General features: G+C 65.3%; 11 protein-coding genes, 1 tRNA gene and 1 pseudogene. 4 read left to right on the top strand and 9 right to left on the bottom strand.

Annotation, left to right across the window (positions count from 1 at the left end; translation table 11 throughout):
* The 3 genes from AC5JJ6_RS28425 to AC5JJ6_RS28415 form a co-directional block, all read left to right on the top strand.
* Positions 1-1,626 (top strand): DUF3458 domain-containing protein (locus AC5JJ6_RS28425; protein ID WP_496045284.1); only part of this gene is annotated, 1,626 nt, incomplete at its 5' end.
* 22 nt (positions 1,627-1,648) lie between these two features.
* Positions 1,649-1,741 (top strand) — tRNA-Sec (locus AC5JJ6_RS28420).
* A 182-nt stretch (positions 1,742-1,923) separates the two neighbouring features.
* Positions 1,924-2,115, top strand: coding sequence for a hypothetical protein (locus tag AC5JJ6_RS28415; RefSeq protein WP_496045283.1), 192 nt, complete (start codon positions 1,924-1,926; stop codon positions 2,113-2,115).
* Positions 2,116-2,143: 28 nt separating this feature from the next.
* Here the strand turns inward: AC5JJ6_RS28415 and AC5JJ6_RS28410 are convergent, their stop codons facing one another.
* From AC5JJ6_RS28410 to AC5JJ6_RS28395, 4 genes are all read right to left on the bottom strand, one after another.
* Positions 2,144-2,890 carry a helix-turn-helix transcriptional regulator gene (locus tag AC5JJ6_RS28410; RefSeq protein ID WP_496045282.1) on the bottom strand — a complete coding sequence of 249 codons (747 nt, stop codon included), beginning with the start codon at positions 2,888-2,890 and terminating at the stop codon, positions 2,144-2,146.
* 277 nt (positions 2,891-3,167) lie between these two features.
* Positions 3,168-4,568: a glycosyltransferase family 2 protein gene (locus AC5JJ6_RS28405; RefSeq protein WP_496045281.1), complete on the bottom strand. Its 1,401-nt coding sequence runs from the start codon at positions 4,566-4,568 to the stop codon at positions 3,168-3,170.
* Positions 4,569-4,579: 11 nt separating this feature from the next.
* Positions 4,580-5,821: a glycosyltransferase family 4 protein gene (locus AC5JJ6_RS28400; protein ID WP_496045280.1), complete on the bottom strand. Its 1,242-nt coding sequence runs from the start codon at positions 5,819-5,821 to the stop codon at positions 4,580-4,582.
* A gap of 77 nt (positions 5,822-5,898) precedes the next feature.
* Entirely contained in the window at positions 5,899-6,630 is a 732-nt protein-coding gene (locus AC5JJ6_RS28395) for an RluA family pseudouridine synthase (protein ID WP_496045279.1), read from the bottom strand.
* A 28-nt stretch (positions 6,631-6,658) separates the two neighbouring features.
* Here AC5JJ6_RS28395 and AC5JJ6_RS28390 point away from each other — a divergent pair, with 28 nt between their 5' ends.
* Positions 6,659-6,970, top strand: coding sequence for a hypothetical protein (locus AC5JJ6_RS28390; RefSeq protein ID WP_496045278.1), 312 nt, complete (start codon positions 6,659-6,661; stop codon positions 6,968-6,970).
* A 40-nt stretch (positions 6,971-7,010) separates the two neighbouring features.
* On the opposite strand, the gene AC5JJ6_RS28385 is transcribed toward AC5JJ6_RS28390, so the two are convergent.
* From AC5JJ6_RS28385 to AC5JJ6_RS28365, 5 genes and pseudogenes are all read right to left on the bottom strand, one after another.
* Positions 7,011-7,349, bottom strand: a complete 339-nt coding sequence (locus AC5JJ6_RS28385) for a HesB/IscA family protein (RefSeq protein ID WP_496045277.1) — start codon at positions 7,347-7,349, stop codon at positions 7,011-7,013.
* 46 nt (positions 7,350-7,395) lie between these two features.
* Complete coding sequence (locus AC5JJ6_RS28380) at positions 7,396-7,752, bottom strand: SUF system Fe-S cluster assembly protein (protein WP_496045276.1); 357 nt, start codon at positions 7,750-7,752, stop codon at positions 7,396-7,398.
* A 71-nt stretch (positions 7,753-7,823) separates the two neighbouring features.
* Positions 7,824-8,003 carry a hypothetical protein gene (locus AC5JJ6_RS28375; protein ID WP_496045285.1) on the bottom strand — a complete coding sequence of 60 codons (180 nt, stop codon included), beginning with the start codon at positions 8,001-8,003 and terminating at the stop codon, positions 7,824-7,826.
* Between the two features lie 62 nt (positions 8,004-8,065).
* Positions 8,066-8,293: pseudogene (locus AC5JJ6_RS28370) on the bottom strand (iron-sulfur cluster assembly scaffold protein); the annotation flags it as partial.
* Positions 8,293-9,308: cysteine desulfurase (locus AC5JJ6_RS28365; protein WP_496045275.1), on the bottom strand; the 1,016-nt coding region annotated here is incomplete at its 5' end. The gene AC5JJ6_RS28365 and the pseudogene AC5JJ6_RS28370, both read right to left, overlap by 1 nt.

The raw sequence follows: 9,308 nt of genomic DNA, 5'->3' as shown, positions 1-9,308 counted from the left end.
CGCCCGGTCAAGCGGATCGCCGACGTGCAGCGGCTGCGCGCGGCCCAGTTCCCCGAGGACAGCGGCCCGATGGCCCATCCGATCCGGCCCGACAGCTATATCGAGATCAACAACTTCTACACGACCACGGTCTACGAGAAGGGTGCGGAGGTCGTCCGCATGATCCATACCCTGCTCGGCGCCGAAGGCTACCGCAAGGGGATCGACCTCTACTTCGAGCGTCACGACGGGCAGGCGGTCACCTGCGACGACTTCGTGGCCGCGATGGAGGACGCGACCGGCAAGGACCTGAGCCAGTTCCGCCGCTGGTACTCGCAGGCAGGCACGCCGGAACTGGACATAAGCGGCGAGTATGACGGGCATGGCAGGACCTACCGGCTGACGGTGCGCCAGTCCTGTCCGCCGTCGCCCGGCCAGCCGGTCAAGCAGCCCTACCACATCCCGCTGGCGCTCGGCCTGCTCGACCCCCGGGGCGCCGACATCCCGCTTCGCCTGACGACGGAGGATGCGCCGAAGGGAACTTCCCGCGTGCTGGACCTGACGGAGGCGGAGCAGGTGTTCGAGTTCGCCGACGTGCCGGCCCCGCCGGTGCCGTCGCTGCTGCGCGGCTTCTCGGCTCCGGTCAAGCTGCGCATGTCCTACACGGACGACGACCTGACTTTCCTGATGGCCAAAGACAGCGACGCCTTCAACCGCTGGGAGGCGGGCCAGACGCTGGGGACGCGGCTGCTGCTCGGCCTTGTCGAGGACAGGGCGGCGGGACGGCCGCTCGAGCTGTCCCGGGGGTTCCTGGACGCGCTGGACAAGATCCTGAACGATCCGGCGCTGGACCACGCCTTCGCGGCGCAGGCGCTGACCCTGCCGTCCGAAGGATATCTGGGCCAGCAGATGCCGGTGATCGACGTGGACGGCATCCACGAGGTGCGCGGCTTCGCCCGGAAGGCTATCGCTGCGCATCTTCGCGACGATCTGCTGAGCACCTACCGCGCCCTGGGCGGCAACGAGCCCTTCGCGATCGACGCCGCCGCGATCGGCCGGCGCAGCCTGAAGAACCTGGCGCTCGGCTACCTGATGAGCCTGGAGGATGGCGAGGCGGTCGAGCTTTGCGTCGGCCAGTTCCACAACGCCCACGCCATGACCGACGTGATCGCGGCGCTGGGGCTGCTGAACGACACCCATCTGCCGCAGCGCAACGAAGCGCTCGCCCGCTTCTACGAGACCTGGAAGAACGAGCCGCTGGTGGTCGACAAGTGGTTCTCCATCCAGGCGATGTCGGAACGGCCCGAAACCCTGGCCGAGGTGCGGTCGCTGCTGAACCATCCCGCGTTCGAGATACGGAACCCGAACAAGGTCTACGCCCTGATCGGCGGGTTTGCCGGCGGCAATGCCGTCCGGTTCCACGATGGCAGCGGCGCCGGGTACGAATTCCTGGCCGATCAGGTATTGACCCTCAACGGGCTGAACCCGCAGGTCGCGTCCCGCATGGTCAAGCTGTTCGCCCGCTGGAGGAAATACGACGACCGCCGCCAGGCTTTGATGCGCGCCCAGTTGGAAAGGATCGCCGGAGCCCCAAATCTGTCTCCCGACGTGTTCGAGATCGCGTCGAAGAGTCTTCAGGCGGCCTGACGGCCGTACTGGAACGGGCGACGGAGGCGACAGGGGTCTGGTGGCCCTCCCGGTCTTCAAAACCGGAGACACGCCAACAGCGTGTGGTGGGTTCGATTCCCATCCGCCTCCGCCAGTCGCCCCTTCACCAGTTGTTCCTCCGCCAGTCGCCCTGCCAGATGGCCGGTAAGTTTAACCTATGTGACAAAAACCGGTCGAAGGGGGTAGTATACCTCCTAAGATTGAACGTTTCCGGATGATGTTCGTTAGGGTATGAACCCAACCGCCTTTCGGGCTCTCTCGGAAATGAATCGTGCTTTGAGGAAAACAGATCTTTCGGCCCTGCAAGCGCCGCCGGATGCTCCCGGCGGAAAGCTCGTCTGGGTGCCATGCGCTTCCAGTCCCGTCGCCTTGGTCGAAATCCACGAAGGCTGGGCGCTGGTCGAGGACGCCGCCGGGCAGATGCACGCGGTTCCGGCCGATCAGGTGGACTGCGCCGATACGCTTTGACGCTGCCCCGTCTACCGGGTCAGGCGGGTCAGGCGCTCTTGCCTTCCATCGCTTCCACGTCTTGATAGGACCGAAGGACGGCCTGCCGCTGGGCAAGGGCGGTGGCGTGCCGCCACGCGAAGATGGCGGCTTCGGTCCGGTTGCGGCATTGCAGCCGGGCGAGCAGCTGCCGAACCAGCAGTTTGGTGGTCGGCAGCGTTGCGTTCCGGGCGTTGGCGATCTCCTCGTCGGTCATGCCGTTCGCCAGCAGCGGCAGCAGCGACAGGTGTGCTTCGGTCAGCGTGTCGAGCAGGGTCAGCCGGTGCTGGTCCGCCGCCATCACCGAGATCATCGCGGGCGCCACCATGGCGTAGCCGGATGCCGCCAGATCCAGCTTGGCCTTCAGGTCGTCGGCCGATCCGCTCCAGACCAGCCAGCCGTCGAGCAGGGTCACGAATTCCCGCACCCGGCCGAGCTGGGTCGGCATGAAGACGCCGAGCGTGTGGATGCCGCGCATCAGCCCGACATTGCCGGTCGAGATGATGTCCTGCAGCCGGTCGAGCGAACGGACGCTGAGAAGCAGCGTTTCCGAACTCCAGCGCAGGGATTCCAGCTCATTCAGGCCATCGATCGGCCGGACCTTGAATCCCATGATCTCGGTCAGGGCGGGCTGGACTTGCGGCATGGCGCTCAGGCAGCGCTTGAAGGCGACGAAACTCTTGCCGGTCTTACCCTCCGGATTGTGGCGGAGTCCGGGCGTGGCGGCGCCACGGGCCGCAGGGGGCGGAATAGGCACTCTGCTGTCCTTTATGATTTGCTGAAGACTGGCCGGCGTGAACCGGAGAAAGATGCGTCGGCCAGGACTGCTGCTGAAGCGATCCGATATATCCTTTGATCGGGTGAACAACATCGACCATCCGATCGCTCAGCATATTTATCAGTTTCAATCCGAAAGTGTGGAGAACACTCGGAGAATTTTCCTCATTTTTTATATTACTCCGCGCGCCTGAAGCTGTAGCTATGGATTCTCCCGGAAGGGTTAGTCTTCAACCGTTTAGTCTTGCGGCAGCGCGTCAGCGCACCAGTACGGGATGCAACCCTTGGCTTAAATGCTCGGCCCCGCTCAGGCTGCCATCGGGACGGACGACCAGATGGAGGTCCAGTCCGGGCGGGACATGCCCGTCTGGCCGGGTGACGGCGCCGAGCAAGAGGTCGTCAGACGCCAGACCGGATACCTCCGCCAGTCCGACCGGCTCCGCACCCGGATCGTGCCACAGCACGGCTCGGACCGGCCTGGTGCGGACCAGATGCGCGACGAAGCCGCCGTGAAGACCGGAGGGGAGAAGGTTGCTCAAGGTGTAGTCGGCGACAGCGCTTCCCTCCCTGCTTCCGTCGTTGCCGCCGGCAGGGGCATTTCCGGCCTGGACCACGCACAGGGCCGGATCGTTGCGCAGCAGTTTCACCAGACGTCCCACCGTATCGGCGTCTTCGGCACCGGAGAGCACCAGAACGACCATCGGCAGCATGTGGCCGTACTGGTCTGGATCGTCCAGGTTTGCGAAGGGGTTGCGGACGGGGCGGTCGCGGTAGCCTCGCCGGACCGCGCGCCGCGAGTCGCCATCCTCGAACACGGCGGGATTGCGCCGGTAGATATCGTCGAACAATTCGGCGTGGCGCTTCCGCGCCCGGTTCATGAAGGACGCTTCGTGGCGGCGGTAGTTGACCAGCATCTCCGGGATGACCTCGCCCCGGTATCCGCGCGCGCCCAGCCTCAGCCAGAACTCCCAGTCCTCGTAGCCCTCGCGCATCGCGGCGCAGAAGCCGCCCCCTTCAAGCCCGGCCTCGCGCCGGAAGACGGCGGAGATGCTGACATGGTTGTAGTATCGCATGCGGTCCAGGTCGAGTGACTCCGACTTCCAGACCCGTTCCTCGGCGCCGGTCACCCGCAGCCAGGAATAGGCCAGGGACACTCCGGCGTTGCCTTCCATCAGCAGGACGCACTTCTCCAGATATGTCGGCTCCATCGTGTCGTCGGCGTCGAGACAGCAGATATACAGCCCCCGCGCGGCTCGTATTCCGGTATTGCGGGCTGCGGGCGCACCCTGGTTCTCCTGCCGGATGACGGTCAGGCCGGGTTCCTGGTCCGGACCTTCCAGGGCATCGAGCACGTCAGGCGTCACGTCATCGGTCGATCCGTCGTCGACGACGATGATCTCCACGTCCCGCAGGGTCTGCGCCCGGACGCTGGCGACGGCGTCATTGAGAAACCGGCCGTAATTGTAGCAGGGGATGACCACCGACACCAAGGGCTGGCCCTGGTCGCGGCGTACCGGCGGTGTTTCCAGCCACTCGACCGGAGCGTCGAGGGGTGCTCGCGGCGGGAACAGCGTCGCGCGAACCGTCTCCTTGATCCCCTTGGGGATCATCAGGACAAGCTGCTGAAGCAGCAGCAGGCGGGTGATGGCGAAGCTCATGCCGTTGCCCTTCACCTGGCGGCCCCTGCATAGGTTTCGCCGTGTGCCTCATCTTCGATCAGGGTGCGGTAGAGACCGGCGACGCGGTCGCTGATGACGTCCAGCGAATAATGCCGCTCCACCAGATCGCGGGCGCCGGCGCCGAGGCACTGGCGCAGTTCCTCCGACGCGACCAGCTTCTCCAGCGCGTCCGCCAGAGCCTGGACGTCGCCCAGCGGCACCAGAAGGCCGGTTTCACCGTCGATCACCACTTCTCGGCAGCCTGGAACGTCGGTTGCGACCATCGGCCTGCCGCAGGCCGCCGCCTCCAGCAGGCTGACCGGCAGCCCTTCGCGGCGGGACGGCAGCACGGCGATATGGGCCAGCGCCCAGACCCGCTCCGCTATCCGCTCGACATGGCCCAGCCAGCGGATGCCCGGCTCCCTGTCCCAGGCCCTGAGCTGTTCTTCCGGTATGGCCGTCGGGTTGCGGCCGTCCTGCTTGCCGACCAGCAGAAGCTCGGTATCGGGGAAGCGGGCGCGGACCTTGCGAAACGCTTCGACCAGCCCGGCCAGCCCCTTGTCCTCGATCATCCGGGTCGTGATCGCGATCGTGACCGGACCGTCCTTGGGGAACGGAAGGACCGGATAGCGGGCGAGGTCGAGGCCGGTGCCGCCGACGACATGGGTATGTTCGGGCGTGTTGAGCTTCCAGCGCATCAGCACGTCCCGGTCCGTCCTGTTCATCGTCACCAGATGGACCTCGTGGCCGGAGAAGGCGGCGCGCATGCCCAGCATGACCAGGGGCCGCAGCAGCCGCGCTTTCAGGTGACTGGACGAGAACAGGTAGCCGAGACCGGCGAAGTGATTGAGGATGCGGATGCCGCCGACGAACCGGGCGGCCAGCGTGCCGATCAGGATCGGCTTCATCCCGACGCAGTGGATCAGCGCCGGCCGCTCCCGCTTCAGCAGTTTTATCAAGTCGGAGGCGATCCGGGCGTCGTTGAGGACGTTGAGGCCGGAGCGGTCGAGCAGCAAGGGAACGACCTTGAAGCCCGCAAGCTCGATCCGTTCGCGGTCGGAACCGACATTGCAGATGATCGTGATCTCGTGGCCGCGCTCTTTCAGCCGGAGTGCGAGGTTCAGCCAGTGCAGGCAGAACCACCAGTCCTCGGACACGAAGAAGACGACCTTGACGGCAGCCTGGGCCGGCCGTTCCGTCAGCGCGCGGTATGTGGGGGCGGTGCCGGGCCTGGGAACAGTCGTCACATCCATCTTCTGCTCCGGTTACGCCCGCCGATTATCGTGGATTGCCGTAAGTACTGGTTAACTAATGATGAACCCGCGCGTTGTCAAAGGTAACCGCAGGCGGCGAGATCCGCCAGCATATGCGCCGGCGGCGGCGCCACCGCGGCGATCGGGGGCTGATCCTGCCTGAGCGGCAACGTTATGGAGCGGGCAAGCAGGTGGAGCGGACCGGCCGGAGGTACGGCTGAATCTCCATAATAGGGATCGTCGACGATCGGAGTTCCGAGCGACGCGCAGTGGATGCGCAACTGGTGCGTCCTGCCGGTCAGCGGCTTCAGCTCCAGCCAGCTCAAGCCGCCGCCGCTGCCGAGCAGCCGGTACAGGGTGACGGCGGGGAGTCCATCGGGATCGGGCCTGATCCGCCAGCCGCCGGTCTCCGGCAGCACCTTCAGCAGGGGCAGGTCGATCCGTCCCTCGGGGGATGGCGGTACGCCGCGCACGACCGCCCAGTAGGTCTTGTCCACCGAGCCGCGCGAGAACAGCCGCCCCAGCTTCATCAGCGCCTTCTGGTGGCGGCCCAGGACAAGGCAGCCGCTGGTGTCGCGGTCCAGCCGGTGGGCAAGGGCAGGCGGCCGCGCCATCTCGAACCACAGGTCCGGCAGGAAATCGCTGAGGCTTCCCTGGCCGCGCGGACCCGGATGGACCAGCAAGCCGGCCGGCTTGTCGAGGATCAGGACGTCATGGTCGAGGTGAAGGACGCGGTCCTTCAAGGCCTCCGCCGTGATTGCGGCGACGGGCGTTTCCGGGCAGATTGACGGCTGTTCGATCACGGACATGCATTCCCATACTATCCGGAACCGACACATGCAATTCGTCACCCCGACGGACTTCACCGCCGACCGCGCCTGGGGAGCGCTCGACATCGCCGAGATCGACGGCGCTACCGTCCGGCTCCATTGGACCGACCAGCCCTATGTCTGGCACGTCAACGACGGACCGGAGGTGTTCGTCGTGCTCGACGGCGCGGTGGACATGAAGTTCGGCGACCGCGCCGCGCCCACGGTCCGGCGCATGACCAAAGGCGACATCTTCCACGCGGCGGAGGGGGAGGCGCACGTGGCTCACCCCGTCGGTGCCGCCCGCATCCTGGTGATCGAGCGGAAGGGGAGCGTGTAGCCGGGGAAGCCTTTCCCCGGCCTATCAGCCTTCAAAAACCTTATATGCTGAAGCTCTCGCCGCAGCCGCAGCGGGCTTTCTCGTTGGGGTTCTTGAAGACGAAGCCGCTTTGCAGCTTGTCGTCCACGAAGTCCATCTCGGTGCCGATCAGGAACATGGTGGCGGCGGGGTCGATCAGGATCTTGACGCCCTTGTCCTCCACGACTTCCTCGAACTTCTTGACCTCGTCCGCGTATTCGACGGTGTAGCTGAGACCGGAGCAGCCACGGGCCTTGACGCCGACGCGCAGGCCGATAGCGGGCTTCTCGGACTTTGCCATGATCTGCTTGACCCGCTCCGCCGCGGCGTCCGTGATCGTCATTGCCTTGGGTAGCGCCATTTCACTCTGTCTCCGACTTCATTCTTCCCGATCGAGATCTTCCCGATCAGAACATGTCCAATGCGACTTTGGCCTCGTCCGACATCATGCCGGGGTGCCAGGACGGTTCCCACACCAGTTCGACCTTGCACGACTTGACCGCGTCGAGGTTTTCGATGACCTGCTGGACCTGCACCGGCATCTCGCCGGCGACCGGACAGGAGGGCGCCGTCAGGGTCATGTCGACCTCGACGTTCCGATCGCTGTCGACATCGACACGATAGACCAGTCCGAGTTCCCAAATGTTTACCGGGATCTCGGGGTCGTAGACCGTGCGGATCGCATCGAGCACCTGCTCCATCAGGACTTCGTTGTCCATGACGGGCGTCTGCTCAAGAACCTGTCCACTCGTATCGTCCGGCATCTCTTCGCCTCCCCCAGCCGCCTGTCCGCTAACCGCCTGTCCGTCCATTTCTAGCCCAGTCCCGTCGTCGTTCATTCCGTGCTGGCCTTGGCGCCGCCCTTGAGGGCCGCATCCATCGTGTGCCACGCCAGCGTCGCGCACTTGACCCGCATGGGGAACTGCCGCACGCCCGCCAGCACCTGGAGCTTCTCCATCGCTTCTTCATCAAGGCCGTCGTGATGGACGTGCTCGTGGTCGTCCTTGGTGCACATCTCATGGAAGCTCTCAACAGGGCCTTGACCTGCTCCTCGCTCCGCCCGACCACCAGTTCGGTCATCATCGACGCCGACGCGGTCGAGATAGCGCAGCCGCGTCCCTCGAAGGCGGCGTCCTCGACGATGCCGTCGCCGTTGACCTTCAGGAAGACCGCGACCTTGTCGCCGCACATCGGGTTGTCGCCCCGAGCTTTCCGGTTGGCGTCTTCCGGATGACGGAAGTTCCGCGGGTTCTTGCCGTGGTCCAGGATGACTTCCTGATAGAGATCACGCAGTTCGTCGAGCATCAGCCGAAAATCTCCTTCACGCGCCGCAGCGCGCTCGCCAGCGCCTCGGCCTCCTCACGGGTGTTGTAGAGGCCGAACGAGGCGCGGGCCGTGGCCGCGACATTGTAAAAATCCATCAGCGGCTGGGCGCAGTGATGCCCGGCCCTGACCGCGACGCCGGCCCGGTCGATGATCGTTCCGACATCGTGAGGATGGGCGCCGTCCAGCGTGAAGGAAAGGATGCTGGCCTTGTGCGGCGATGTGCCGTAGATCCGGACGCCGGGAATCTCCGACAGAAGCTCCGTCGCGTAGGTCAGCACGTCGTGCTCGTGGGCCGCGATCCGGTCGAGCCCCAGTCCCATCAGGTAGTCGAGAGCGGCGCCCAGCCCGATCACTTCGACGATGGCCGGCGTTCCGGCTTCGAAACGATGGGGAATGCCCTTGAAGGTGGTTTCCTCGAACGTGACGCGGGCGATCATATCGCCGCCGCCCTGGTAGGGCGGCATGCCTTCCAGGATTTCGGCCTTGCCGTAGAGCACGCCGACGCCGGTCGGGCCGTACAGCTTATGGCCGGAGAAGACGTAGAAATCGACGTCCAGGTCCTGGACGTCTGTGCCCAGATGGGTGACGCCCTGGCAGCCGTCGAGCAGTACCGGAACGCCCTTTTCATGGGCAAGCCGGACGATGTCCTTGACCGGGTTGATCGTGCCCAGCGCGTTGGACATGTGGCTGATGGCGACCAGCTTGGTCTTGGGACCCAGCAGCTTCTCGTACTCGTCCATCAGCAGGGTGCCGCTCTCGTCGATCGGCACGACCTTCAGGACGATGCCCTTCTCGGTCCGGAGCATCTGCCACGGCACGATATTGGCGTGATGTTCCATCTGCGAAACGATGACCTCGTCGCCTTCCCGCAGGTTGGTGCGGCCCCAGCTTGCCGCCACGAGGTTGATCGCCTCGGTGGCGCTGCGGGTGAAGATGATTTCCCGGTCCTCGCGCGCGTTGATGAAGCGCTGCACGGTCTTGCGGGCCGTCTCGA

This window comes from Skermanella sp., assembly GCF_059503625.1.
Note: the sequence above shows the minus strand (reverse complement) of the source record. Positions and strands in the feature narration are given on the sequence as shown.